Consider the following 24,756-nt stretch of genomic DNA (forward strand, 5'->3'; position numbering starts at 1 on the left):
GTTCCCGGCTGACGCCGTCATTGTCGACGGCTACGACTTCACCAAGCCGGCGACAGAGGACCTGGACAAGTTCAAGGTCTTCGCGCAGAAGCTGGGTTTGGAAGTCTGGTTCAGCGCCTCGCTCAAGGAAAACGGCGTCCCCATGTACGGCGAGGAAGGCATGCCCGGCCTGCTCAAGGACGCCGCCGGCTCGATCGACGTCCTGATCACCCTGCACGCCGTGGGCGACCACGTCGAGCTGCGGGTGGTTAAAGACGGCGATCACCCCGCGCCGGGGGTGCTGAAGCTGAAGCTGGATCCCAAGACGCTATTGATCATGTAGGAGGGGGCTCGGAGTATGCGGAGCCAAACACGCTCACGCCCCCAGCGAGGGCGTTCGCTCCGCCGACTCAGTCGCTCCTCCCGCCAAACGGCGGGAGACCGTGCCCGCTCCTTCGTCGATGGGTTTGGCTCCCCATACCCCTCGCCCCTATCGACAAAATTCGTTCTTTATAAGCGGCTATTTCCCTGGTCGCTGTATTCCTCAACGCCTTTACTCCAGGGACCAACCCCGTCTCCGATTCAGTCCTCTTCCCAGCCATCGAAACGCCCGCCGGCCGTTCATTCTCGGTCCATTCGAGTAGCCTCACGTTCGTTGTTGTTCTTCGCGCTTATCCTCGCAGCGACGGCGGTAGCGCAAGCCCAAGCCATCAAGGTTACCGACGATATCGGCACCGTCTTCACATTCCCGGCGCCGCCGAGCCGTATCATCTCGCTGGCCCCCAACATCACCGAAGTCCTGTTCGCCCTCGGCCTGGGCGATCGCATCATCGCGGTCACCCGCTACTGCGACTACCCCGAGGCGGCCCAGGCCAAAGGCCATATCGGCGGCATGCTCGACCCCGACATTGAGCGGATCAAGGCTCTTTCGCCGGATTTAATCGTCGCCTTCCGCGGCAATCCCCTGAACGCGCTGGCCAAGCTGCGCGAGCTGGGCCTGCCCGTCTTTACCCTGGACATCCACGGCGGGATCGACGCCGTGCCGGGGATGGTGGCCAAGATCGGTGCCGTCACAGGGCGCACGGCCCAAGCGGACGCCATCCGGGACGGCTTGGCGGCTAAGGAGCGGGCTGTCGCCACGGCTCTGGCTTCGGTCCGGACGATCCCCCGTGTTTTTCTCAGCCTGCAGGGATCCGGTCTCTGGACATTCGGGCGCGAGAGCTACTTCAACGACCTCCTGAGCCGGGCTAAAGCCGTCAGTGTCACGGCCGGGCTCGGCAAAGCCTGGCTTGAATATAGCCGGGAGGCCCTCATCAAGGACGATCCGGATGCCATTGTCGTCCTGGCCCAGACGGGAGACCAATTCCGGGCTGCCGTCCGCTGGTTCGAAGGCCAGGCCGGATTGAACCGCCTACGCGCCGTCAGGGAAAAGCGATTTCTCCACCTCGACCAGAACGCCGCCAGTCGCTTCGGCCCGCGGCTTTATGACGCTCTGGCCGCTCTGGCCAGACGGCTCCACCCCGAGGCCTTTCCCCCGCCCACCCGGCGCTGAACCCGCCGCCCCTCGTTTTCGTACTCACGGATGGGCATGCTACAATGAGCGCACCGATGGTCAACCTCTTTTACGTCAAGGATTTCCGGCACGAGCACCGGCTGTTCTCGAGCGAACCGCCCGCCGTGCCGGTCAAGCCAACCAAGGCTAGAGCTGCTTGGGATTTAGCCAAGCGCAAGCTGATGCTCCTGCCCCAGCGCACCATGCGCCAAGAGCAGGCCTTCGACAGAGCCCTGCGGATGACCGAGCCTTCCGTGCGCATCCTGCACGGCGCCGCGGACGCCAAGCACCTGAACCTCAAGTTCAAGTTCTTCCTGAACCGCCAGCGGGGCCGGCGCCTGCTGATTCTCATCGGCGAGCTGCTCCTCGTCCCTATCGCCGGAGTGGCCGCTCTGCTGCCCGGCCCCAACGTCGCTTTCTACGCCCTGGCCCTGCTGATCATCACCCACTGGCAGTCTTTCCGCGGCATCCGGCACCTGCTGAAGAAGGAGCTCGTCTACGAGGCTTCGCCGGTCATCGAGGCCTGGGAAGCGGCGGTGGAGGAAAAGCGCGAAGAAGATTATCCCGCTCTCCTCGAGGCCATCGAGAAGGAGCACGGGCTGGCCGGCTTGCGCAAAGTGCTCTGGAAGTAGCCCGGACGACAAAGGCGGGAGAATCGCCGAGGATCCTCCCGCCCCTGTCTCGGAAATTCTTTACTTTTTGCAGTCCGCTTTGGATCCGCATCCCTCGGCGCTGCATTCCTTGCTCTTTTCCCCGCCCTTCTCCGCCTTGGCCTTCATGTGGCCGCCGCATTGGCCGCCGCAGCCGCCCTGATGGCCCATTTTGGCTCCGTGGCCCTTGCCCGAGGCGCAGCTCATGCCGCCGCATTTCTGTTCCTGGGCTTTCTTCTGCTCGTCCGTAAGCAGCCCACCGACCGCGATCTTGTGGGCCAGGCAGCTTTTCTGGATGTCCGCCCCCGCTTTGGCGATCTCGTCGATCTTGGCGTCGAGCTTCTTCTGGTCGGCCTTTTCGAGCATCAGTTGACGAAGCTCGATCTGCCGGGTCTTGAGGGCCGCCTGCAGCTGAATCTGGGCTTTCTCGTGTTCGACTTTCAGCTTCGCGATCTTGGCCGTTTGGTCGGGCGTCAAGTTGGGCAGGGCGCACCCTTTTTCGCAGGCCCCTTGTTTGGCCGTCTGAGCCAGCAAGGGGATCGTCAGGACGAGTGCCAGTCCCGCGATCAGTGCCACCGTCAATCTTGTCCGTTTCATATCACATTCCTCCTAGAAAGAGTTTATCGACCGGTTTCCTTGGGACAATCCGCTTGGCCGGCTGACGCGCCGCTGCGCTTCGCCTCGCCCGCGCGAGGGCAGAGATGATCTTCGAAGAGCCGGAAGAACGTCGCTTTCTGCTCGTCCGTCAGGATTTCCTTCTCTTTGAGAATATTCACGATCGCTTTCTTCTGGATCTCCGCCTGGAGTCGGCTGATGTCGTCGATGAGCTTATCGAGCGCCGCCCGGTCAGGCGGCTCCTTTTTCAGCTCTTCGACCATCGCCGATCGCTTTTCCTGCAGCCGCGCCCGGATGTCGCCGATCTCGGAATTAAAAGCCAGCCGGAAATCCTTAACGCATTTCTCCTGCTTTCCGCTCAAGCAGAGCTGCCGCGTGAGGTCGTCCGCCAGAACGGGATTCGCTTGCGCCGGTGCGACGGTCTCCCGAACCCAGCGGTTGTAGGCAAAGGTCAGCAAAGCCGTGACGTTGATGACAACGAGCAGGAGGAGAGCCAGCTTGCCGAATTTCTTTTTCATTTGGGGTCTTCTTTCGTCGACTTCTGTAAGTTGACATAAAAGCCGGCAACCGAACCGGAAGGGATGCTTTGGAAGCTATCGAAGAGCCCCTCGGCATAAGAGGCTTCGGGAGGCGGGCTTGTATTGTTCCCCCGCCCCATCTCATGGCCGGCGAATATCCCCGCCAGGAAGATCGCCGCGACGGCCGCCGGCCTGAGGACTCGCCGGGCAATCGCGAACACGCCGGGCCGACCCAGCCGGGATACCTCTCCGGCCTCGATCCTCTCGATAAGCCCGGGCAGGAACGCCGGGGAAGGCCAAGCCTCCGGGGGGCAGACCGGGTCCTTCCAAGCTTCCGAAAACCGTCGGACGATCGAAGCGCACTCCGGGCAGGCATCCAGATGATCTTTTATCCGGGAGAACGCCGCCCCGGGTGCTTCGCCTCCGACGACGGAGATCAGATGGCTTCGGATGAAGGCGCAAGCGCCGTTCCGGATCGGCTTTTCTTTTTTCATCTTCATACCTCTAGACACGGAATATGGTCAAAACTAGCGGCCCGGGCGGAGTTCCGGAAACATGGGAGCGAGCTTTTTTTGGAGATTGCGCTTGGCCCGGTGAAGGCAGGACTCCACGGAGGCCAGGGAAACCCCCATGATGTCGGCGATCTCCTGATAGGAGCGGCCGTCGAACTTGTGAAGGATGAGCATGGTCTTTTGTTTCTCGGGCAGAGAGGCAATCGCCTTCCGGATAAGTCCTCGCGCCTCGCCGGCCGACCAGGCGGATGCGGGATCATCGGCCACGGGCGCCAGGAAGCCCGGCCCGTTCACATCCCCGTCCTTGAGCCCCCGACTGAACGCGCCCAAGGGCCCGGTTTTCTTGTTGTCGCGGTTGAAGTTACGGCAGCGGTTGACGGCGATTCGATAGAGCCAGGTGGAGACGCGACAGTCGCCCCGGAATGTCCCGGCCGACTTAAACAGCTGAAAGAAAACGTCCTGAGCGACGTCTTCGGCGTTCTGAGGGTGGCTCAGCAAGCGGGAGCAAAGGCCGAGGACTTGGCTCTGAAAGCGGTTGACGAGAATTTTGAACGCTTCGAGATCCTTGGCGGCGGTCCGCCGCAGCAGTCCCTCGGCGTCCATCGATTCCAAGGCTTGGATTTGGCACTCCTCTGGATGAACCCTGTTCAAACTGAGCGGCGCTTATAACCCAGATTAGAAAATCCGGGTCTGGCGCCGCGAAGATATCAGGCGACAAAACACCGCCTCACTATTAGACACGGCGACCGCCCAAAACTTGCGCGACAAATCCGCCCCCCCCGGATCGGAGCCCGTTTCACATTAAGACTTGTCGTTCTCACGAATCCGTTTAGGCGTCTTCGCGAAGCCTGCGTATGACTTCCGATATGACCTCAAGATCGGGGAACGAAATCGCCTTCTCGGGACAGCGGTTCTCGCAGTTGTTGCAGCCGACCACGCAGGCATAGGGGTTCCGGACAATGACGACGGGAGAATCGACGCCTTTTTCGTAAACGCCGTGCGGGCAGAAGTCCGCGCATATGTCGCAACCCGTGCATTTGTCGGCGTCAACGGCGGGAAACCAGGGGATTTTTTCGCGGGGAACGTTTTTCGTTTTCATGATTATTTTCCCGGTTATGAATTCGGAGCCTCAATGTCCGCCCCAAGCAGATATCCTTCCACGGTTTGACGAATTTCATCGCGGACGCGGCGGAAGACATCCAGAATCTCTTCGGGCGTCCCGGCCGCCCGGGCCGGGTCGGGGAATCCGAGATGCTCCCGGCGGACGCCGCCGAAAAACAGCGGGCAAGTCTCGTTGGCTCCGTCGCAGAGGGTGATGACAAAGTCGAAAGCCTGATCGGCAAACTCGTCGATCGATTTGCTCCGGGCCCGCGAGTGATTGATGCCCAGCTCGGCCAGGACGGCGAGCGCCTCCGGACGGGGCGCTGTGGGGGCCGTTCCGGCGGAGAAGACCTCGAATCGATCCCCCAGGTCGTGATTAACGAGGGCTTCGGCCAACTGCGACCGGGCGCTGTTGGCGGTGCAAACGAAAAGGACTCTTTTTCGGTTCATTGCTTTTCCTCGCGTTCCCGAGTCTGATTGATAAGCCGCGCTTTTTCAAGCCCTCGAGGGGCGCTTCCTGCCTGGAGATCCGGCGGCGCCCATCCCGGAACGAGGCGATCCATGAGGATGCCGACGAGGATGAACGCAGGCAGCGAAATCAGGACGCGCGCCAAGGAGAAGGGCCAGCCCAGGAATCCCACCTCGAATGTCAGCAACGGGATTTTCAGGGTCGAGAACGCCCCCAAGTAGATGAAGACGTTTCGGGTCGAACATCCTTTGCGGGCCAGACCGACAGCGACGGGAAACGCGCCGTATAGCGGGCCGGCTTGCAGCGCGGCCAAGACGACCAGCCAAGGAACGGCCTTCCAGCCGGCCTCCCGGCCGAGAAAACGTTCGATGGAGGCGCGAGGCACCCAGACTTCAAAAAGCCCGACCAGAATGAACATGGCCGGGAGGATGCCGGCTATTTCGGCAAGAAAGCCCAGGCTGGAGCGCCCGACCCGTTCGCCGAAGGAAAAGTCCGGCCGGAGCCGCGATGCGATCCACAGGAGAGCCACCGTGCCGGCGGCCGCCCAAGGCAGTATCGCCTTTATTCTTCGGCCGATCTTTCGCGCCGTCATTTCAGCACCACGGCCATACCCAGGGCCACGGCCGCCGCGGCCATGAAGGACAGGAGATTGCGCCAGAGCGCGGCCTTCCGGCCGAAGAACCGGACCTCCATGGGAAGCGTGACGACGCCCACCATGAGAAGGCTGGTGACGAATGCGGCCAAGACGGCCGTGGAAACGCCGTGCATCCGAAGGATTCCGGCCATGGGGAAGGCGATAAATCCGGGGATAAGCGCGATCGACCCGACCACCAATCCGGCGAGGAATGGAAGCGGCCCCTGTCCTCCGAAAAGGGATTCGAGAGCCCCCGGATTTAAGGCCGACAGGATCAATCCCACGGCGGCGACCATGGTGACGAGCGTCGGAACAAGCTTGATCAGCATCCGAACGCCGAAACGGATGCCCGCCCAAGTCCGGCGGCGGTCGATCGCCAGCGACAGCAGGAGCGCTCCCGCGGTGAACAAGAGCAATCCCTTCATCCCGCCGGCTCCGTCGCATTATTTTCCCGGCAAAGAACGGCCAGCACACGGGCCGGGGATTCGGCCGTCATGCTTCGGACGGCTCCGCGGCCTGGTATATAAACGGCGCCGGGGGCTTCGATAGCCGAAGCGCTTTTTTCGTCGGCGAAAGTTACCCGGCCCGACAGGACGATGAAGACGACATCCTCCTGCATTCGGCAGGGAGGAATCGAACCACCCGCGGCCAGATCGATGCGACGAACTTTGGTCCGGCCCTCATCCAGGAGGATTTCGACTCCCGGACCGGCGGGGCCGGGCGCGAATGGGGCATCCAGGCGAAGCGTCTTCACGACGGTCCGCCCGAACGATGCCGCTTGAAGATCAAGCGAAGCGTCCCCGGCAATTCCCCCAGGGTGCCGTTCATGAGGTAGAAATACGTCACCGCCCAATTCGCCAGAACAACGGCGAGGCCGAAGAGGAACATCCCGGCGCTCATCAGGGCCCAGCCCGAGAGGATGTTGCCGACTACGCATCCGGTGGCCAGGGAAGCCCCCGCACCGACCAGAAAGCCGCCCGCGGCCGCCGTTACGACCTGTCCGGGAGGCTTCGGAGCCAGCCGGATGCGACCCGTCAGGGAGGCCGCGGCCCTCGCCGAGGCCGCGGCTGCCGATGACGCGACGGTCGAGGCCGGCGGGCCGAAGACATGGGCAAGATGGTTGTCGGTGATGAGCTCCTGGATATTGAGGACGCCGTGGGTAACGCCGATCGGATAATTGCGGCCCGAAGCCGCCGAAGAAATCAGGGAGAAAGCCACCACGACGCCGACGGCCAAGCCCGCCTGCCAAGGCCGCCACGGCTTCGTCAGCCAAGAGCTTTTTATGCCCGCATCAGGGCGGCTGGCCGTAGGGGACGCGGCGCGGCGGCGAAGCAGCCCGGCGATCAGCAGAGTCACGACGAAGAGTATTAAGGCCCAGGCCCAGAAAGGCAGCCCGGTCAACGACGGCAGCGTCACGGGTCCGCCGTTCGAAGCAACCGATTTGATCGACTTGAGAGTGCCGTTGAGCTTGGCGAGAGGGCCGTGTTCGACGAAAGCGATCCCGGAGGGGATTGTGAGAAGCGCGACGATCGAATTCAGGTTGCCGCCCGCCGCCTTATAAAGGCATCCGCTGATGCATCCCCCGGCCAGCACCGTCCCGGCGCCGAATATAAGCCCCCCCAGGATGGCATTCGCCCACAGCAGAGGCTTGGGCGCCAGGGTCGCCAGGCCGGCGGCCTGCATCACGGCGAAGAAGATCATGGCCGTGACGATCGCCGTCCATATGCCGAATGCTTTCCGGCCGTCGCGCATAAGCAGGATCTCGCTGAAGGCCGATGCCCCGCAGAGATCTCCCTTGGCCAGGAAGAAGCCGAACAATTGGCCGATCGGAACGGCGGTCCAAACCCAATGCCGGGTTAAGGCTGCGGCCAGAAGGAAGGCCAACGCGGCCAGAATGTTCAGCCAGAAGAGGAGCCAACGCGGACGGCCGTCGTCATTTTTCCCGGATGAAACCATTGGAGACCTCCCGTCATCGAATTGTCCGTACCGCCCGCTCGCGCGGTCGCTTTAAAAAACCATGTTGAATATGAACCCGACGATCATGATCCCGACGGCCACGACGCCGAAGAAGACGGCCAGCAGCTTGGGCCGCAGGACTTTGCGCAGGATGACGGCCTCCGGGAACGACAGCCCGATGACCGACATCATGAAGGCCAGGGCCGTGCCGAGCGAAGCGCCCTTTTCCAGCAGGGCCTGGACGATGGGGATGATCCCGGCGGCATTGGAATAAAGGGGCACGCCGATCAGGACCGAAACCGGCACCGACCACCAGGCCGACTTGCCCATGATCGAGGCCATGAAGTTTTGCGGCACATAGCCGTGGACGAAGGCGCCGACGGCGATCCCGGCGACGACATAAGGCCAGACTTTGCCGACGATCTCCTTGACCGCGGCTCGCCCGGCGGCGACGCGCGCGGCAAAAGAAACCCGACCCTCTTCCAAGGCGGACGGGCCGCCTTTCATTTCATAGACCCAGGGTTCGACCCAGCGCTCCAGCCGGAGGCGGCCGATGATCCAGCCGGCCGTGATCGCGATCGCGAGGCCGGTGGCCATATACAGCGCGGCTGTTTTCCAGCCGAACAGGCCGAACAGAAGCACGACCGCGACTTCGTTGATCATCGGGGCGGCGATGAGGAAGGAAAAGGTGACGCCGAGCGGGATGCCGGCCTCGACAAAGCCGAGGAACAGCGGCACCGCCGAACAGGAACAGAACGGGGTGACGATGCCGAGGGCCGCAGCCATGACGTTGCCTAGAAGAAGCGACCGCCCTTCGAGCAAACGGCGCGTTTTTTCCGGAGCGAAAAAAGTCCGGATGATTCCGACCACGAAGACGATCAGGACCAGAAGCAGCATGACCTTGGGGACATCGAACAGAAAGAAGCGGACCGTCTCGGCCAAATGGCCGCCGGGCGTCAGTCCGAAAAGGCCGAACGTCAGAGCGTCGGAGATCCGGCCCAAGTTGGCGTAGAGGGCGGCCCAGGCGCCGACCGAGAGGATGGGGATAAGGAGTCGAAGAGGAGACTGTATTCGCATGGTGAAGAGCCTTCTTGATTATATGAAGAAATTATCATATACTAATATGCCACGAGAGGTCAAGAATGGCGAACGACATGCTGCCCGTCCTGAAAGCCCTTTCCGAGCGGACCCGTTTGCGGATCATACGGCTCCTCATGGAGCAGGATCTGTGCGTCTGCGAGATCATGTTCGTCCTGGGCCTGGCCCAATCGCGCCTCTCCCACCAGCTCCGGATCCTCCGGGCGGCCGGACTCGTCGAAGACATGCGGGACGGACAGTGGATCATTTACCGTATCGCCCCCGGGATGCAGGCCACCATTACCCGGCTTTTCGCGCTCTTCCCGAGAGCGACGGCCAAGGATATCGAAGACGACCTCAAGGATCGGAAGAAGCTGAAGGCTTGCCTTGAAAAAGATTTCCGCAAGAAAAAGACCGGCGACGGCATAGGCAAAGCGGCGACGGCCGGCATCTCAATCTGAACAGGAGCATGAACATGGACATCAAAGTATTGGGCCCGGGCTGCGCCCGCTGCCACGATCTCGAGAAGCGGGTACGCACGGCAGTGGCCGAGGCCGGCATCGCGGCCGAGATCGAGAAGATCGAGGATATCCAGAAGATCATGACCTACCACATCATGGCCACCCCCGGGCTGGTCATCGACGGCGCGGTGAAATCGGCGGGCCGGCTGCCCTCGGTCGAAGAAATCAAAACATGGATTCAGGAGAAGAAAGGCTAATGAACAGAAAGACGTCGACTTCGCTTCTGGCCGCGACCGCCGCCCTTGCCGTCCTTTTGTCCGGCCCCGCTTGCGCACCCTCGAAATCCTCCGGCGAGCCGGCCCCTCCTCCCTCGACGGCCCCGGTGTCTACGCCTCCCGTCGCCACGGCCCAATCGGCGGCCGAGGGGACCGTCCTCGTCACCGATAATCTTCATATCGATTTTTCGAAACACCTGGTCACGTTCATCGAGCTGGGCGCCGACAAATGCATCCCCTGCAAGGCCATGCAGCCGATCATGAAGGAAATCGCCGCGGAGTATAAGGGCCAAGTTCAGGTCGTCTTCTACGACGTCTGGAAGAACCCCGAGCCGGGCCGCAAATACGGCATCCAGCTCATCCCGACCCAGGTCTTTATGGATAAGAATGGAAAGGAGCTTTTTCGGCACACAGGGCTTTTCCCCAAGCCGGAGCTGGTCGCGTTCCTGAAGAAGCAAGGGGTTCATTGAGGAGTCCTCAATAACATGAGCACCCTCTTCGGCGACGTCGCCCTGCTGCTCCAGAACAACCCCTGGCTGGCGGTCGTCGCCGTTTTCGTCGGCGGGGTGACGACGGCGCTGAATCCCTGCGTCCTGGCCATGATCCCGCTTCTGATGGGCGTCGTGGCGGGCAACCGCGAAACGACGACCGTGAAGCGTTCGCTTCTTTTTTCCCTATTCTTTGTTCTGGGCCTGGCGGCGACATTCACGGCCTTGGGTCTCATCTCGGCTCTTCTGGGCCGCATGTTCGGGGACATCGGCGCCTTCTGGAAGTACGTTGTCGCCGGAGTCTGCCTGGTCATGGGGCTTCATTTGCTGGGCCTTTTCAAATGGAAACTCGGCTTTTCGACCGGCGTCCGGGTTCAAAAGCGAGGCTTTCTGGGCGCCTTCCTGTTGGGCCTGCTGTTCGGCGTCGTTTCGACCCCTTGCGCCGTTCCCATTCTGGCCGTCTTATTGACCTTCGTGGCCGAGAAAGGCAACGTCGCCTACGGTGGCTTTCTACTTTTCGTCTATGCCCTGGGCCATTCGGCCCTCATCCTCGTCGCCGGGACGTCGGTCGGCGCGGCCAAAGCTCTCTTGGAATCGAAAGGGCTGCGGAAAGCGCACGGCATCATCCAGAAGATCGCCGGCATTTTGATCATCGGCATGGGGCTATACTTCCTCTTCGGCAGATGACGGATATCAGAGAAATAGATTTGCAAGGAGGCTCGTGATGACTCCCGGAAACGCACGACTCAAGCTGCTGGACCGCTACTTGACTCTTTGGATATTCGCGGCCATGGCCGCCGGCGTCGCCCTGGGCTATTTCGTCCCGGCCGTCGTCGGGTTCATCAACAAATTCCAATCGGGGACGACCAACATCCCTATCGCCATAGGCCTGATCCTGATGATGTATCCGCCCTTGGCCAAAGTGAAGTACGAAGAGCTCGGCGACGTTTTCCGCAACGGCAAAGTTCTGGCCCTGTCGCTTGTCCAGAACTGGGTCATCGGCCCAATCCTCATGTTCGCCCTGGCCGTGATCTTCCTGCGCGGCTACCCCCATTACATGTACGGGCTGATCATGATCGGCCTGGCCCGATGCATCGCCATGGTCATCGTCTGGAACGAATTGGCCCACGGCGACACGGAATACGCGGCCGGCCTGGTCGCCTTCAACTCGATCTTCCAGGTCCTGTTCTTCTCGGTCTACGCCTACGTCTTCATCACGGTCCTGCCGGGCTGGTTCGGATTGAAAGGCACGGCCGTAGCCATCACCATCGGTGCGATCGCCAAAAGCGTTTTCATATACCTGGGCATTCCCTTCCTGGCCGGTATCATTACCCGGTTCACGATGCTCAAGCTCAAGGGCAAAGTCTGGTACGAAACCAAGTTCATCCCCCGCATCAGCCCCATCACCCTGATCGCCCTGCTGTTCACCATCGTGGTCATGTTCTCGCTCAAGGGCGAGTTCATCGTCAAGATTCCGCTCGACGTCCTGCGGATCGCCGTGCCGCTCGTCCTCTACTTCGTCATCATGTTCATGGTCTCGTTCTTTATGAGCCGGAAGATCGGAGCCGGGTATCCGGTCACGGCGACCCTGTCCTTTACCGCGGCCAGCAACAACTTCGAGCTGGCCATCGCCGTGGCCGTGGCCGTCTTCGGCATCAACTCGGGCGAGGCCTTCGCCGCCGTCATCGGCCCGCTCATCGAGGTGCCGGTGATGATCGGGCTGGTCAACGTGGCCTTGCGACTTCGGAAACGCTATTTCGCCGCCCGGGCCGGGACAGAAAGGACGCCGGCATGATCTCCCTTCGGTCCGCGCTCCCAAGTCATCGGATCGGAATCACTCTCGTTTTCCTCGCTTTGTGCGGCGCCATGTCGTCCTGCCAAGCCGACAAGGCTCCCCCCGCGTCCAACGGCATGAAGTATACGGCTGAGGAGATGGATCGCATCTCCCAGACGCTCTTTAAGCCCATCTACGTTCATCTCGCCCAGCAAATCCAGCGTGATTATCAAATCAAAAGCGGCGTCTGTATCGAAGCAGGGTCGGGCTCCGCGTCCTGGGCCATCGAGATCGCCAAATCTTCGGATCTAAAAGTGACCGCGGTCGATATCGATCCCGCGGCCGTCAAGCTGGCCCGCAAAAACATCCGCCGGGCCGGTGTTTCCGCCAAGGTCGAAGCCCTCGAAGCGGATGTCGCAAAAATGCCCTTCCCCGACGATTACGCGGACATAGTCGTCAGCCGCGGGTCCTATATGTTCTGGAAGGACAAGGTCAAAGCCTTCGCTGAAATTCGACGCGTGCTTAAACCGGGCGGCCTCGCCTACATCGGGGGCGGGCTGGGAAACATGCTTCCCCCGGCGGATCGCGAGCACATCCGTGACGTCATGGCCAAGGAGAATATCGGCCCCCCGCCCGAGCTGGAAGTCGGGTTCGAGGAGATGGGCAAAATCCTTCGGGCCGCGGGCATCAACCTCTTCCGGCTGGCGACCGATGAAAGCTGTCTTTGCGGTCTATGGGTGGAGTTTCGCAAGCCGACGAAATCGATCGATTCCGGCCGGGGCGACAAAATTGCCGCTTCCACTGACGCCGTTCGGAAGGATACGGAGGGACTTTGAAAGCGCTCCCGACGAATCCGGCGACGCCGGTCCCAATCGGGAGGATCTATGGGTGAGGGCGGACGTAATCGAGAGGAGCCCGCGCCCCGGCCGGCCGCGGCCGGCGCGGATCATCCCACGCCCCGCCGTTTCTTGAGAGCCGGCGGCGGCCGGATCGTCCTACCGGCCGACTTGGTCAAGAAGCTCGGCACCTCGCTCGGCGCCCGCCTGGAAGTTCGAGAGCGAGACGGCCGACTCGAAATCCGGCCCAACATCCATAGCCTTTCCCGTCTCTATGTCGAGCCGACGTCCCGCTGCAACCTGGCCTGCCGCACCTGCATCCGGAATACCTGGAGGGAGCCGCTGGGCGACATGCCCTGGCCGCTCTTCCAGCGCCTCACGGCGCAGCTTGCCGATTTGCCCCACCTGGAATCGGTCATGTTCGCGGGCTTCGGCGAGCCGACCGCTCACCCGGACATCCTGCGCATGATCCGGGCCGTCAAGAGCCGCGGCCTACGGGCGGAGATTACCACCAACGGCACTTTACTCGACGGCCCGATGATCGACGGTCTGCGTCGGGCGGGCCTGGATATGCTCTGGGCCTCTTTCGACTCGGCGGGCGAGGCTGGATTTGAGGATATCCGGAGAGGAGCGAAGTTCGGGCCGGTCGTCGCCGCTCTGCAAGCGCTGCAAGCGGGGAACATCAAGAGCGAGCACCCGATTAAGGTCGGGCTGTCCTTCGTCGTCATGCGCCGCAACGTGGCCGATCTCGAGGCCCTGGACGAGCTGGCGCGCAGGGTCGGCGCGGACAGGGTGCTGGTCAGCAACATCCTCCCTTACTCGGCCGAGATGGAAAAGGAGATGCTCTGCGCCCTGACCCTGACCACGGAGTCGTTCGCCGCCGCCGCGGCCAAGACGGAAGTCCGCCTGCCGCGCCTGGACATCACGCCCGCTACACGCGAGACGATCCTGCGCCTTCTACGCGGGTACGAAAACTTAAATCTGATGGGCAACCCGATCTTCGCCGAGACGAACTACTGCCGCTTCGTCGAAGACCGGACTTCGTTCATCCGCTGGGACGGCGCCGTGGCGCCCTGCATGGGCCTGCTGCACGGATACAAGACGTTTCTTTACGGATACGAAAGGAATGTCAAACCCCATGGTTTTGGGAATATCGACCGTAATACTCTGAGCTCCGTCTGGAGATCTTCATCTTATCAAAGCTTCCGGGAGAGGGTTCGCGAATTTGACTTCGCGCCCTGCCATATCTGCGGGGGGTGCAATATGCTCGAAAACAACGAGGAGGACTGCTTGGGGAACGTCTTTCCCACCTGCGGCGGCTGCCTCTGGGCACAAGGCATCATTCAGTGCCCCTAGAGCAGAGAACCGCTGAGCCGAATGGGAGCCGCCTTCGCGGTAATGTCCGGTCGGGCTCCTGATTCCGACAAGGAGGAACACATGGAATTCCTGGCAACAACGGTCGACAAGTTCACTTTTCGGGTTCCGACCGACCGCATCTTCACCCCGGAGGGGATCTGGTTTCAAGCGACAACCGAAGTCCAGCCGAACCGCTGGCGCATCGGCTTAACGGATTTCCTTCAACAACACAGCGGGGACCTGACGTTTGCCCTGATCCGCCCGGAAGGGACGCTGCTGACGATCGGCGCCGAGATCGGGACCATTGAGACGGTCAAGGCCAATCTCAGCCTGACATCTCCGGTCGCCGGAACCATCGTCACCGTCAATCTCGATCTCGAATTGACGCCTGAGCTTATCAATCAGGACCCTTATGAGAAAGGCTGGCTGGCCATGATCGAAGTCGCCGCGGACGACCCTCTCGCTTCCCGGCTCATGTCGCCCGCCGCTTACTTCGATCACATGAAGGGCCTGGCCGAGGCGGAGGTCCGATCCCGATGAGCGGCGCCGGCAAGAAAGTGGTCGTCGTGCCTTGCAGCGGCATCGGCAAGTCGTTCGGGTCGGTCGCCCGTGAGGCAGGATATGACCTGGTCGAGGATCTTCGCCCCGAAAAGACTCTCCTGGTCGCCCTAGCTAAGTTGGTCATGGGCGATGAGGATGCCCGAAAGGCCGTCGCGGCTTGCCCGGCCGTAACCATCGACGGCTGCAAGCTGAATTGCGCCGCCAAGACGGTGCGTGAGAACGGCGGTCAAGTCGTCAAGGAAGTCGCGGTTCAGGAGGTTTACAGGCGGCACAAAGCCCTTAAGCCCGAGGGCGTCGCCGCGCTCAATCCGGCGGGTTGCGCCCTGGCCCGAGCCCTGGCAGATGAGCTTGTTCCCGTCGTGGACGCCATAACGGCGGCGGATGCCTCGGAGAAACCCCATGCCTAAGCTTCCCGAAAAAAAGGCGGGCATTATCGCCTGTTCGGGCGAAGAGCTGGCCGAAGGGACGGTCACCCGGCTGGCGGCCCTTAAAGTGCTGGACGAGACGCGCCCCAGCGAGACGGTCACGTTGTGCCTCCCTCTCTTTCTGGCGGGCGGCCAAGGAGAGAGGACCTTCGCCCGGTTCTATCCCACCATCACCGTGGACGGCTGCGGACTGCGATGCGCGGCCAAGGCCACCGAGCGATATTCGGCCAAGCCTGCCTCAAGCCTCGTCGTAACGGAGATCGCTGAAGCCAAGGGCATCACCGGGATCGCCGGCCGCCGGCGATTGAACGAAGCCGGGGAAAAGGCGGTGGAAGCCGTCGCCGAAATCCTGCAAGCCGAAGTGGATCGAGTTTTGGGCCCTTCTCGGCGCGGTCCCCGCCGGGCCGATCAAAAGCCGGCCGCCGGCACGCCTCCAGTCGTTTGCTCCTGCGGATCCGGCCTGTCCGTCCTACCTTTGCAGATCGCCGGCCGCCGGGTCGAAGTCTTGGCCCTGCCCGCAATCTTCGAAGAGTTTTTCGGATCCGGCGGCCAGGATGATGAAACCGGGCTCCGAGACCTTTTAGCACGCGTGGCCGTCTATAACGAGATCCCGGCCGGGGAAGAGGCGGCCTGGCGGGATGCCCTTAGCCTGGAAGTCGAAGCCCGAACCCGCAAGGAGAAGCCATGAGTCTGACGGCCGTCTATCATGCCGACGTAAAGTGGACGGGTGAGCACTGGGGGCATCTCCGCCTGGGCAACGGGCCGGAGATGCCGTTTTCGGCTCCGCCGGACGCGCAGGGCCACCCCGGCGTCCTCACCCCCGAGGACGCTTTCGTCGCCGCCGCGAATACTTGCGTCATGATGATGTTCCTATGGGCCTGCGAAAGGTTCCGGCTTGACCTCCTGTCCTTTGAGTGCCGGGCGGAAGGGACCAAGCTCATTGAGCTGGACCGCACGGAGACCTTCACAACCCTGCGGCTTAAGCCCCGCATCCGGATCGGCCTTAAGGGCGAGCGCCTCGACATCGTTTCCGCCCGCGCGGAGAAGGCTCTGGCCGCGGCCCGCAAGTACAGCCTGATCGCCAATTCCGTGAAGTCCGAGGTCATCATCGAAACCGAATTCCTCTATGAGTGACGCCCCCTGGTCGGCCGCCCTCGGAAATGAGCTTCGCATCCTCACGGCCTTGCCGACCAAACCGGTCGCCGTTTATCTCATTCCCTCCCAAACCGAGCAACCGGAAAAGGCCGGATTCCGGCAACTCGAATCGCACCGTTGGTGCCAAGCCTTGATGCATGCCCGACACGGCAAGTCCGTCCGGCTCGAGGGCCGAGATTGCACCTGTCCGGCGGCCGCGGCTGCCTTCGGATTCAAGCCCCTTCCGGAAGGCTTGGCCGACGGGACCGGGCTCGTCGGTTTCGGGATCGTTCGATCTGCGGCGACGGGCCGGAATATGTTCCTGGGCATGCCGCATCTGCCCTCCGGTGCCTTCCAGGCCTTGGAAGCATGCCCGTTGTCGGACGCGCCGTCACCGCCCGACGTTATTGTTTTGGAAGGCCCCCCGGAATCGCTGATGTGGGTAGCCCTCGCCGATCTCGATCTAGAGGGCGGCGCTCGACGGCGCACGGACACGGCTGTCCTGCAAGCTACATGCGTCGACGTTGTTGTCATACCATACCTCGAGCGCAGGCTGAACTTTTCCCTCGGCTGTTATGGCTGCCGCGAGGCGACAGACCTGAGGCCCGGGGAAGCGGTCCTGGGATTCCCGGGCGATCGTTTGCCGGCCATCGTCGCCGCTCTCCGCGCTCTTCAGGAGAAGGCGATCCCCAGATCCCGGGCTAAAGCCGTCTATCAACATCATCAAGAAAAGGAGAATTCTCATGAAGGAAAATGACAAGTCCCCGATCGAAATCCTGGCCGAGGTTTCGCCCATCGCGGCTAAAACCTACATGGACCAACGGGCTGCGGTGATGGATAACCCGGAGGCAGAAGCCCTCTTGGCAAAAACCAAGTTGCTGATCGGTATCGGAGTCGCTTCGGCTCTCCAATCGAGCACGTGCACCCTCATGTGGGTCAAGCAGGCCCGTCACGCAGGAGCCAGCGAAGCGGAGATCGCCGAAGCCTTGATGACCGCCCGCCTCATGAAATCCGCCACGGTCAACGACACCGCAGCCGAGGCCATGCAATGGCTGCTTGATCAGCGGAAGGAGGTTTGAAATGGCAAAAGACGAAACGTGGCATGGTATTCCCCGTAAGGACATCCCCTGGTTTCCAACCGTGGACGCCGACGCCTGCATCGGTTGTTCGTTGTGCTACATGACTTGTGGACGGAGCGTCTATGAAATGAGGGATAACAAAGCCGTACCCGTCAAGGCCATGAATTGCATGGTCGGCTGCAGCACCTGCGGTACGGTATGCCCGGTGCAGGCCATCGGCTTCCCGGGCCACGACATGATTTGGAAGCTGGAACGCGAACACAAGATATTCAAGGTCGTGCACCAAGAAGCCAAAGAGAAGAAGGCGAAGCAAGATGCGGCCAAAGCCCGAGCGGCCGCGGAAGACGCCGTGGCCAAACTGACGACGCGCGTGCGCTTCGAAGTGGCTGGGGAGTTTGGCGACAAGCGCTTCTTGATTCAACTAGAGGAAATGATTAAGGAAAAGCCCGTCGACTTCATCAACGTACGCATGGACGTGCCTACTGTGCAAGGCGCGAGACAGAAAACGCCCTCGTTCATGTCCTTCGATGCCACTTCGACCGAACAAGAAGATATCCAGGACTTCTTACCGGCGGTGCGCGACTTGATCCGCCGCAACGGATTAACTCTGGTCAGCGAGAATAAGCTTTAGGAGCCGGGCCGGCATCCGACCGGACTGCCATACGTTAGAATAGGCGCCCGAACTAAAATCCGCCGGGATAAAATATAATGAATCTACCGAACGGTGAGTCCTTTCCCCCTTCTGAAACCCAGAGGCATGCCTCCTGGTTCAAAGAGAGACGTTTTGTCTTTTCCCTTGTTCTCACCGGGCTGATTTTCCTGATCGAATTCATCGGCGGATTTTGGACGGGCAGCCTGGCCCTGCTTTCGGATTCGGCCCATGTCTTCCTGGATGCTTTTGCCCTCGGCTTGAGCTACCTCGCCATTCGCGCCGCGGCCCTGCCCCCCAACGACCGCCACACGTACGGGTACCACCGTTTGCAAGTGCTGGCGGCCCTGGCCAATGGAGCGACGCTGCTCCTCATCGCCGTGGAGATCCTGCGGGAAGCCTGGAGCCGCTTTCGCCACCCGGCCCCCATATCGGCGGGTCCGATGCTGGTGATCGCCGTCCTGGGACTCGCCGTCAACCTCGTTGTCGCCTTGGCCCTGCACAAACACGACCGGAACGATTTGAACACCCGCTCGGCCTTCTTGCACGTAATCGGCGACGCCGTCGCATCCATCGGGGTCATCGGGGCCGGCCTGGCCATCCTGATCACGGGGGCTTTCTGGCTGGACCCGCTGGTCAGCGTGCTGATCGGACTGCTCATCTTGCTCAGCTCGGGGCGCATACTCAAGCAATCCGTCCACGTCTTGGCCGAGGGCATGCCCGAAGGCATGACCGCGTCCGGCATCACTGATGTCCTGCGGCGAATGGCGGGCGTTATCGCAGTCCACGACTTGCACGTTTGGAGGGTCGCGCCCGGCTACATCGCCCTCAGCGCCCATGTCGTGATCGACGACCAGTTCCTCAGCCGAACCGCCGTGATCATGGACGCGCTTAAAAAAAGTCTGGATAAAGAATTCAACATCCGGCATGTCACGATTCAGTTTGAATGCGGCGACTGCGGCCAGGGCGGGGCATCCGGCCCGCAGCCGTAAACACATTCCATCGTCAAGGGAAGGGGCCGCTTTCACCAGGAATAGGCGGCTTGAATGAAGGGCCAATGGGCCGGTGACGCAGGTCCCGTGTTTCTCACAAAGCGGCCGGGGAAGAATCGGCCATAACCGCCCATCAATTCGAGGTGGCCGCCAAGCGTCCAGGTCGCGCGAAAGTCGAGCTCGTCGCCGAGTGTCGTTCCCGAGCGACCGGAGGGATCCCGCCGCTGCACTTTAAGTCCCGTCGTATACCAAGCATCGGACGCCTGATCGAGGTTGAAATGATGGTACTCGACATTGAACAAGAGATGGCGCTCCAGCTCGAGGCTTAAATCAAGCTCGGCGTCTCGCAAATTCGCCCAGAAAAAAAGATTCAAATACCCGTAGAAATAAATGTCGCGCCCTCCATACACTCCGTCGAAAGTCCCGTGTACGCCATCCGCAGGGTTCGAGTCGCCCGAGCCCCAAGTGTATTGCCCTCCAAGCCTGGGCTTCCCCGCGACCGGCAGCGTAACGCCGAGCTTCCCGCTCGCGCCGAACGCGCGGAGGGTGTCTTTCCCATATCGTCCAAGCTGCGCGGTGAAGGTTGCGCTCGCGTCCAGAAAGCCGAATGCCTGACCCTCGGCTTGAAGCCCGATCGAGTGCGAAAGGAGGTTGCCGGGGCCCGATTCCCCCGCCACCTTTCCGCTGCTGTCGCGCTTGAAGACATAGTAGAAATCGAGGCGGAACGGCAGCTCCTTGACGTGCCCATAGCCGACGAACGTCAGGAAGTGGTCGATGCTATGGTTCGGCCAGACATCGGCTTTGTACGTCAGATACTTGCCTATCCAGGCGTCGATCCATACCCCCGGGGCGTCGATCTTCAGCATCGCCGCGTCCCAGGCGAAGCGGCCGGTATTCCCCCAATTGCCAGGCCCAAAGACCCGCTGGTCGCCGTATGAGATCTGCTGCCGTCCGACACGAAATCCGATCGAACTTCCGCCTATGCGCAACCACTCAACATAAAATTGGCGGATGTCCAGCGTGTCAGTGATCGGATTGCTCTGGGGGAAATCATCATCGGTGAACCGGGTGAGGAACGCGTGGGCATCTTGGAGCTGGAGGAAAAGACGAGGTCCCTCTTTGAACCGGGCGGCCAAGTCCAGCCGGACCCGTTCGAGCAGAAGCCGATCGTGCCCTCCCGGCTCGTAGCCCTTAAGAGTGAACCCGTCGTCGGATTCGTATCTTATCCTCGCCTGCCCGCCGAAATCAAAAATCAAGGGCCCAACTCGCATATTTTTCAGATGAGACCAGAACTGAGCCGGGCTGGGGAGTGGCTTCGCCGGCCGCTCCTCCTCGGCCCGAGCGAGCATCGGCTGGATGAATAAAACGAACCCGACGGCCCACAGCAGCGCCCGCAGGCGCGCCGACGGCGACTTCGGCTCGCGTCTTCGAGCGGTCATGAAACGCCTATATGACTTTCAGCAAGTGGAGGATGATTTCGACCGCGAAGAACCACATGATGAAAGCAAATGCCACCTTCACGAACGACGGACTCGCCTTGACGGTCACGTGAGAACCGACGGCGGATCCAAGGGCGGCCGCGATCGCCGTTACGCCGATCAGCACGTATTCGATGTGACCGACGGCCAAATGGCCCGCGCTTCCGACAATGGAACTAATGGTGACAATGAAGGCATTCGCGCCGGCCGCCTTCTGGGCGGAGTATCTGATGTAAAGAACGAGGAAAGGAAAGATGATGAGGCCGCCGCCGACCCCGATCAGACTGGACAAAACTCCGACCGCGAAGGAGAAGAGGATGATCGTCCCCCCCAAGCGCAACGACAGGCGCCTCACGGGCTGTTGGGTTTCGCGCTTGGTCGAAAAGATCATCAGGGCGCCCACGCCGAAGAGGAAGACGGAGAAAATGCCGAGCAGGAGGTTCTTGGGAGCCCGGCTGCTGAGCAGCGCCCCCAGGACGGAACCCGCGACGGTGCCGGGGAGGAAGACCGAGGAGAATTTGAAGTCCACGAGCTTGTTCCGCGCAAAGACGATGGTGGCGACCAAGGCGGTCACGAGATTTAAAAAGAGGCTCGTGGAGATGGCCGAGCCAACCCCGTAGCCGAGCAGGACAAGAACCGGCGTGTAGAGCGAACCGCCGCCCTTGCCGAACATGGAAAACACGACCGATACGGCCAGCACCGCAAAGAATGCGACGAGATGAGCTGTCGTCACGGCAAACCCCAAAGACTGTGCGCCCCGACTGATGCCACGGCCAACGCGACCATCAGTCCCTGGCTCCGGTCAGTCTTTCCTGACAGGGAATGCAGACTTGTTTGCCGCCAATGATGCGGGCATAGCCTTCCACAACCATTTCGCCGCACCCGTCGCAGACCAAGCTCGAGAAGGAGTGCGGCCGATGCGGAATGATGTATTTAAAGACCGGCCCCACGGAGAGAAGGGCCGCATCTGAAGCGGCCAGGACCCGCTGGACGAGCGGTTCGACAACCTCGGGCGGAACTTTGGAGGCCGGGATGCCTTTCTCCCGATATTCCTTGAAGAAATCCGTTTGCTTGTTGGCCAGCATGGCCTCGGCCTTCGGCGTGACGCGGACGGCGCGTCCGGTCGACGTCTCGACCAACGTGACGCCCCATTTGCCGAAGTGGAGCTTCTTGATGTTGCCCTTGCCGAACGTACACCCCGTAATCGTCTGAACCCCGTCGGCAAAACAGGTGGCGCAATGGTCCTCGCCGAGCTCGATGAGGGCAAGAAGTTGGCCGTCTTGGGCGCGCTCAACTTCCAGAGCATTCATAGCGGCGGCGCCGACGCGCAAGCCCATAGGCATGGCCGGGCACTTATGGCCGTGAAGCATGAGCCCTTGTTCGTAGTAATCTTTTGGATTGATCATGGTTATTCTCCTTGATCTATTTCGAAAATCTCCACGGATGGATTCGTCCGCAGCCCCCTCGATTCAACGCAGATAGCCCGAGCAGGGGATGCAGACGGGCTTCCCGTCCAGGTAGCGGACATAGCGCTCGAAGACATACTCCCCACATTTTGAGCAGAGAGACTTGTTGAAGGAACCCTTGGGGGGCTGGTAGCGAAAATCGGGGCGTTGCTCGACCGAGAAGATCGTTTCGTCGGCCAGGGACAGCGTCCAATCGATGGCTTCCTGGGTCACGGAGGCGGGAATACCGGACGGCTCGACGCCGCGCTTGCGATAGGCAAAGAACTCGTGTTTCCCGAATTCGTCGATGAATCCGGCCTTAAGCGCGTATCTCTCGGAAGTTTTACCGGGGTACCAGAAAGTCGCCGCCAGCTTGCCCCAAGAGGTCTTTTCGATGAGCGTTTTGCCGAAGGTGGCCCCGGTGGCGGCTTGGATGCCGTCCATCAGGCAGGTTTGGGGATGGCCCTCTCCGAGCTCGCAAATCACATGGAGGGTGTGGTCCCTCTCGCGGGCCGTTCCGAGGGCCCTCAAAGCCAGAAGGCCCATCCGATAACCGAGCGGCATAAATGGGCAGCGATGCCCATGGAAGGTGAAGGCCCAATCGGGCGGCCCATAGAGCTGATGGATTTCAGTCGACATGCGTGGTTTCTCCTTTCATCTGATTAGTGACCGCTTAGATCGCCATTTCATAGAGACGCTCCACGAGCGGAGCCAGACGGTCGAGGCTTGACCTGATCTCCGCGCCGTCGCGGGCGGCTTCGGCCAGGGCATCGACGGCGAGAGACAGTTGCGGCAACGCTTCTCGGTAGGCATCCCGGCCTGACGTGACCAGCGGGGGCGCCAGCAGAACGCCGTCCCTGGCGGCAAGGATGTCTTTAACCAAAGCAAGGGCTTTCTGTGGCTGTCCCACGGCCATGAAACTTCGGGCCAAGCCGACCTCCTTGCGCAGGATGGACATGGCATCAATGGCCAGGGTCACCCCGTTGGCTTCATGCATGGTCGCCAGCAGGCTACAAGCATGGGCGCAGGAAAGGAAGGCGGGCCGCCATTGGGCCGTTGAGATTTCTTTTCCCATCCGGGCGATGTTAAGCCGAATGTCATCCAGCCGCTGGACCCAGGCCGGGTCCCCGGTGTAGCCTTCAGGCACGGACGCAGCATATTCCTTGGCCAGCTCAGCCCATAACCTTTCGGCTTCGGATGCCTCCCCGGCCGCGGTTTCCTTGATCCCGGACCGCTCGGCCGCGTCCGCTTTGGCGATCTTCTGGACCGCTTGGCAAGCCGCCCGCATGTGCCGCCGAGCCTCTGACACACGCTGGTCAAATGATAGGCCGGAGGCGACCACGGTGCTGGTCAAAACAAAAGCTACGGCAAGAATGATTGCCGCCCGTCGTTTCAAATAGATCTTGGCCCCAGACGGAAAAACGGCCTTCAGCCATTCCCTGGGGGTCGGTTTCACGGCGTTATCCATGCGGATTCTCCTTTTTATTAAAATTCTGGAAAACCGCTTTCGCTCGGGAGCGCCCGACGGCCTTGTTCGCTAGACACTCGAGTGCGGCAAGCAGCAGGCCGAGCCGCGCCCCCGGAAAGCCAAGAACGGATTCGTGAAGCCCGAGGTCGGTCGCTTCGCGGCAGCCGTAGCATCCCAAAGAAAAATTGAGACGTTGTTCAAGAAAGGGGATGATGGTCGCATCCACGCAGGTCGCCTGGAGAACTGCGGTGTCGCCGCGGCGGCGCTCGCCACACGCCACGTTAAGGTCGGCGAGCGTGAGCCACATGAGAGCTTCCGGCGGACCTTCGACTACAATCACGTCGGGGATGATTTGGACCGCGCTGAGGGGGCGCCGCCGCAATCAGCCTCACGCGCCCGGCCTCAAGACGCGGCATGCCTTCGAACATCTTCTTGCCCGTGCCCGGATCATCAACGATGCCGAATCCGACGAGCCCCTTGCCGGTAGCGAGCCCCTCCGGGAGCGGTCGAAAACCGAAAGCCGCGGCAGCCGCCGGACAAGCGAGTTCGTCCGGGACGAGAAAGACGGATTCGCCATGCCGGGCACGCATAAGAAGCTGGCAATAGCGAAGGCCCGTGAGACTCTTGAACGAAGCGGCCGGGAGCGGCCCTGCAGGGCCCAGCAGAAAAACAGCGACGGGTTTGGTGTCGATTCTCAGAATCTCCCCCAAGCGCTTCGCCGCGGCTGGGTTATCCATGAGGATTCTCCGCGAGCGTTCGAGCGACCTCCCTCAAAGCCCTCACAGCTCCGCACGTTCCTCTAAGACACGGGTGGCGCAGGCGAAGAAGTTTAAAACGCAAGGCGTGAGCAGTCTATAATAAACGACATTTCCGTCCCGCCGATCACGCACGATTCCGTGGGCCTTGAGCAGCGCCAGATGCTTGGAAACAGTCGACTGGTCCAAGGCGACAATTTCTGTGAGTTGTCCCGCGGAGCACTCGCCACGGGCCAGGCGATCCACGATCTTCAGCCGCGCCTCATTGGCTAGGGCTCTCAGCAGTTGGGCCTGAATGCGGAAGATGGTGTTTTCTCTCATGGGCTCCTCTAATTTGCCTGGAGATAATATATGGCATTATGGCCATATTGTCAACTGTCAGGAATCAATCGTTGGGCAAGCTTTCCCGAAGGCGAGGGAATGGCCTTGGCTGCCAACGACGACGAGCGGCCCCATGCTGCGGATCTTCACTCGAAGCGAGGCCCTCCGAGATGTCTCGCCGAAGACCGAAGGCTTA

Annotated in this window: 36 protein-coding genes; 18 read left to right on the forward strand and 18 right to left on the reverse strand. The window is 61.3% G+C overall.

What is annotated here, in order from left to right:
• The 3 genes from NTZ26_01970 to NTZ26_01980 form a co-directional block, all read left to right on the forward strand.
• The coding region (locus NTZ26_01970) for a hypothetical protein (protein ID MCX6559259.1) at positions 1-322 on the forward strand (322 nt) is incomplete at its 5' end.
• A gap of 315 nt (positions 323-637) precedes the next feature.
• Complete coding sequence (locus NTZ26_01975; GenBank protein MCX6559260.1) at positions 638-1,531, forward strand: helical backbone metal receptor; 894 nt, start codon at positions 638-640, stop codon at positions 1,529-1,531.
• Positions 1,532-1,575: 44 nt separating this feature from the next.
• Entirely contained in the window at positions 1,576-2,163 is a 588-nt protein-coding gene (locus NTZ26_01980; protein MCX6559261.1) for a hypothetical protein, read from the forward strand.
• Between the two features lie 60 nt (positions 2,164-2,223).
• Here NTZ26_01980 and NTZ26_01985 read toward each other — a convergent pair whose 3' ends face one another.
• The 11 genes from NTZ26_01985 to NTZ26_02035 form a co-directional block, all read right to left on the reverse strand.
• On the reverse strand, positions 2,224-2,778 hold the full coding sequence (locus NTZ26_01985) for a hypothetical protein (GenBank protein ID MCX6559262.1): 555 nt from the start codon (positions 2,776-2,778) through the stop codon (positions 2,224-2,226).
• A gap of 23 nt (positions 2,779-2,801) precedes the next feature.
• Positions 2,802-3,314, reverse strand: a complete 513-nt coding sequence (locus tag NTZ26_01990) for a periplasmic heavy metal sensor (protein ID MCX6559263.1) — start codon at positions 3,312-3,314, stop codon at positions 2,802-2,804.
• On the reverse strand, positions 3,311-3,808 hold the full coding sequence (locus NTZ26_01995; protein MCX6559264.1) for a hypothetical protein: 498 nt from the start codon (positions 3,806-3,808) through the stop codon (positions 3,311-3,313). The genes NTZ26_01990 and NTZ26_01995 overlap by 4 nt, the downstream gene beginning before the upstream one ends.
• A 33-nt stretch (positions 3,809-3,841) precedes the next feature.
• Positions 3,842-4,429, reverse strand: a complete 588-nt coding sequence (locus NTZ26_02000) for a sigma-70 family RNA polymerase sigma factor (protein MCX6559265.1) — start codon at positions 4,427-4,429, stop codon at positions 3,842-3,844.
• A 226-nt stretch (positions 4,430-4,655) separates the two neighbouring features.
• Positions 4,656-4,925, reverse strand: a complete 270-nt coding sequence (locus tag NTZ26_02005; protein ID MCX6559266.1) for a 4Fe-4S binding protein — start codon at positions 4,923-4,925, stop codon at positions 4,656-4,658.
• A 14-nt stretch (positions 4,926-4,939) separates the two neighbouring features.
• Positions 4,940-5,377 carry an arsenate reductase ArsC gene (locus NTZ26_02010; GenBank protein ID MCX6559267.1) on the reverse strand — a complete coding sequence of 146 codons (438 nt, stop codon included), beginning with the start codon at positions 5,375-5,377 and terminating at the stop codon, positions 4,940-4,942.
• Positions 5,374-5,988, reverse strand: a complete 615-nt coding sequence (locus NTZ26_02015; protein MCX6559268.1) for a permease — start codon at positions 5,986-5,988, stop codon at positions 5,374-5,376. Before NTZ26_02015 ends, NTZ26_02010 begins: the two co-directional genes overlap by 4 nt.
• The gene (locus tag NTZ26_02020) at positions 5,985-6,455 is read right to left on the reverse strand and encodes a permease (GenBank protein ID MCX6559269.1); all 471 of its coding nucleotides are present in this window, start codon (positions 6,453-6,455) and stop codon (positions 5,985-5,987) included. The genes NTZ26_02015 and NTZ26_02020 overlap by 4 nt, the downstream gene beginning before the upstream one ends.
• Positions 6,452-6,784 carry a hypothetical protein gene (locus NTZ26_02025; protein ID MCX6559270.1) on the reverse strand — a complete coding sequence of 111 codons (333 nt, stop codon included), beginning with the start codon at positions 6,782-6,784 and terminating at the stop codon, positions 6,452-6,454. Before NTZ26_02025 ends, NTZ26_02020 begins: the two co-directional genes overlap by 4 nt.
• On the reverse strand, positions 6,781-7,986 hold the full coding sequence (locus tag NTZ26_02030) for a YeeE/YedE family protein (protein MCX6559271.1): 1,206 nt from the start codon (positions 7,984-7,986) through the stop codon (positions 6,781-6,783). The genes NTZ26_02025 and NTZ26_02030 overlap by 4 nt, the downstream gene beginning before the upstream one ends.
• Positions 7,987-8,037: 51 nt before the next feature.
• Positions 8,038-9,063: a permease gene (locus tag NTZ26_02035; protein ID MCX6559272.1), complete on the reverse strand. Its 1,026-nt coding sequence runs from the start codon at positions 9,061-9,063 to the stop codon at positions 8,038-8,040.
• 65 nt (positions 9,064-9,128) lie between these two features.
• Here NTZ26_02035 and NTZ26_02040 point away from each other — a divergent pair, with 65 nt between their 5' ends.
• The 15 genes from NTZ26_02040 (at position 9,129) to NTZ26_02110 (ending at position 19,093) form a co-directional block, all read left to right on the forward strand.
• Positions 9,129-9,524, forward strand: a complete 396-nt coding sequence (locus NTZ26_02040) for a metalloregulator ArsR/SmtB family transcription factor (protein ID MCX6559273.1) — start codon at positions 9,129-9,131, stop codon at positions 9,522-9,524.
• 14 nt (positions 9,525-9,538) lie between these two features.
• On the forward strand, positions 9,539-9,781 hold the full coding sequence (locus NTZ26_02045) for a thioredoxin family protein (protein ID MCX6559274.1): 243 nt from the start codon (positions 9,539-9,541) through the stop codon (positions 9,779-9,781).
• Positions 9,781-10,269 (forward strand): thioredoxin family protein, encoded by a 489-nt coding sequence (locus NTZ26_02050; GenBank protein ID MCX6559275.1) that lies wholly within the window; start codon positions 9,781-9,783, stop codon positions 10,267-10,269. Before NTZ26_02045 ends, NTZ26_02050 begins: the two co-directional genes overlap by 1 nt.
• 15 nt (positions 10,270-10,284) lie before the next feature.
• Positions 10,285-10,974 (forward strand): sulfite exporter TauE/SafE family protein, encoded by a 690-nt coding sequence (locus NTZ26_02055; protein MCX6559276.1) that lies wholly within the window; start codon positions 10,285-10,287, stop codon positions 10,972-10,974.
• Positions 10,975-11,011: 37 nt separating this feature from the next.
• Positions 11,012-12,082, forward strand: a complete 1,071-nt coding sequence (gene arsB / locus NTZ26_02060; GenBank protein MCX6559277.1) for an ACR3 family arsenite efflux transporter — start codon at positions 11,012-11,014, stop codon at positions 12,080-12,082.
• Positions 12,079-12,897 carry a class I SAM-dependent methyltransferase gene (locus NTZ26_02065; protein ID MCX6559278.1) on the forward strand — a complete coding sequence of 273 codons (819 nt, stop codon included), beginning with the start codon at positions 12,079-12,081 and terminating at the stop codon, positions 12,895-12,897. The genes arsB and NTZ26_02065 overlap by 4 nt, the downstream gene beginning before the upstream one ends.
• A gap of 48 nt (positions 12,898-12,945) precedes the next feature.
• Positions 12,946-14,253 carry an SPASM domain-containing protein gene (locus tag NTZ26_02070; GenBank protein ID MCX6559279.1) on the forward strand — a complete coding sequence of 436 codons (1,308 nt, stop codon included), beginning with the start codon at positions 12,946-12,948 and terminating at the stop codon, positions 14,251-14,253.
• An 81-nt stretch (positions 14,254-14,334) separates the two neighbouring features.
• Complete coding sequence (locus NTZ26_02075) at positions 14,335-14,793, forward strand: glycine cleavage system protein H (protein MCX6559280.1); 459 nt, start codon at positions 14,335-14,337, stop codon at positions 14,791-14,793.
• A complete protein-coding gene (locus tag NTZ26_02080) occupies positions 14,790-15,221 on the forward strand; it encodes a hypothetical protein (GenBank protein MCX6559281.1) in 432 nt (143 codons plus the stop codon). Before NTZ26_02075 ends, NTZ26_02080 begins: the two co-directional genes overlap by 4 nt.
• Positions 15,214-15,927, forward strand: a complete 714-nt coding sequence (locus tag NTZ26_02085) for a putative zinc-binding protein (GenBank protein MCX6559282.1) — start codon at positions 15,214-15,216, stop codon at positions 15,925-15,927. Before NTZ26_02080 ends, NTZ26_02085 begins: the two co-directional genes overlap by 8 nt.
• A complete protein-coding gene (locus NTZ26_02090) occupies positions 15,924-16,373 on the forward strand; it encodes an OsmC family protein (protein MCX6559283.1) in 450 nt (149 codons plus the stop codon). The genes NTZ26_02085 and NTZ26_02090 overlap by 4 nt, the downstream gene beginning before the upstream one ends.
• Positions 16,366-17,130, forward strand: a complete 765-nt coding sequence (locus tag NTZ26_02095) for a DUF169 domain-containing protein (GenBank protein MCX6559284.1) — start codon at positions 16,366-16,368, stop codon at positions 17,128-17,130. The genes NTZ26_02090 and NTZ26_02095 overlap by 8 nt, the downstream gene beginning before the upstream one ends.
• A complete protein-coding gene (locus NTZ26_02100) occupies positions 17,117-17,452 on the forward strand; it encodes a carboxymuconolactone decarboxylase family protein (protein MCX6559285.1) in 336 nt (111 codons plus the stop codon). The genes NTZ26_02095 and NTZ26_02100 overlap by 14 nt, the downstream gene beginning before the upstream one ends.
• A 1-nt stretch (position 17,453) precedes the next feature.
• Positions 17,454-18,083 (forward strand): ferredoxin family protein, encoded by a 630-nt coding sequence (locus NTZ26_02105; protein ID MCX6559286.1) that lies wholly within the window; start codon positions 17,454-17,456, stop codon positions 18,081-18,083.
• Between the two features lie 77 nt (positions 18,084-18,160).
• Positions 18,161-19,093, forward strand: a complete 933-nt coding sequence (locus NTZ26_02110) for a cation diffusion facilitator family transporter (GenBank protein ID MCX6559287.1) — start codon at positions 18,161-18,163, stop codon at positions 19,091-19,093.
• A gap of 32 nt (positions 19,094-19,125) precedes the next feature.
• On the opposite strand, the gene NTZ26_02115 is transcribed toward NTZ26_02110, so the two are convergent.
• The 7 genes from NTZ26_02115 to NTZ26_02145 form a co-directional block, all read right to left on the reverse strand.
• The gene (locus tag NTZ26_02115) at positions 19,126-20,349 is read right to left on the reverse strand and encodes an alginate export family protein (GenBank protein ID MCX6559288.1); all 1,224 of its coding nucleotides are present in this window, start codon (positions 20,347-20,349) and stop codon (positions 19,126-19,128) included.
• A gap of 190 nt (positions 20,350-20,539) precedes the next feature.
• Positions 20,540-21,304, reverse strand: coding sequence for a sulfite exporter TauE/SafE family protein (locus NTZ26_02120; GenBank protein ID MCX6559289.1), 765 nt, complete (start codon positions 21,302-21,304; stop codon positions 20,540-20,542).
• Between the two features lie 52 nt (positions 21,305-21,356).
• Positions 21,357-21,977, reverse strand: a complete 621-nt coding sequence (locus NTZ26_02125; GenBank protein ID MCX6559290.1) for an FmdE family protein — start codon at positions 21,975-21,977, stop codon at positions 21,357-21,359.
• 63 nt (positions 21,978-22,040) lie between these two features.
• Positions 22,041-22,655, reverse strand: coding sequence for an FmdE family protein (locus NTZ26_02130; GenBank protein MCX6559291.1), 615 nt, complete (start codon positions 22,653-22,655; stop codon positions 22,041-22,043).
• Between the two features lie 34 nt (positions 22,656-22,689).
• Positions 22,690-23,484, reverse strand: a complete 795-nt coding sequence (locus NTZ26_02135; GenBank protein ID MCX6559292.1) for a hypothetical protein — start codon at positions 23,482-23,484, stop codon at positions 22,690-22,692.
• Complete coding sequence (locus NTZ26_02140; GenBank protein ID MCX6559293.1) at positions 23,477-23,866, reverse strand: DUF169 domain-containing protein; 390 nt, start codon at positions 23,864-23,866, stop codon at positions 23,477-23,479. Before NTZ26_02140 ends, NTZ26_02135 begins: the two co-directional genes overlap by 8 nt.
• 397 nt (positions 23,867-24,263) lie before the next feature.
• Complete coding sequence (locus tag NTZ26_02145) at positions 24,264-24,560, reverse strand: metalloregulator ArsR/SmtB family transcription factor (GenBank protein MCX6559294.1); 297 nt, start codon at positions 24,558-24,560, stop codon at positions 24,264-24,266.
• Positions 24,561-24,756 lie beyond the last annotated feature (196 nt).

The organism is Candidatus Aminicenantes bacterium (assembly GCA_026393855.1).
GTDB lineage: Bacteria > Acidobacteriota > Aminicenantia > Aminicenantales > UBA4085 > UBA4085.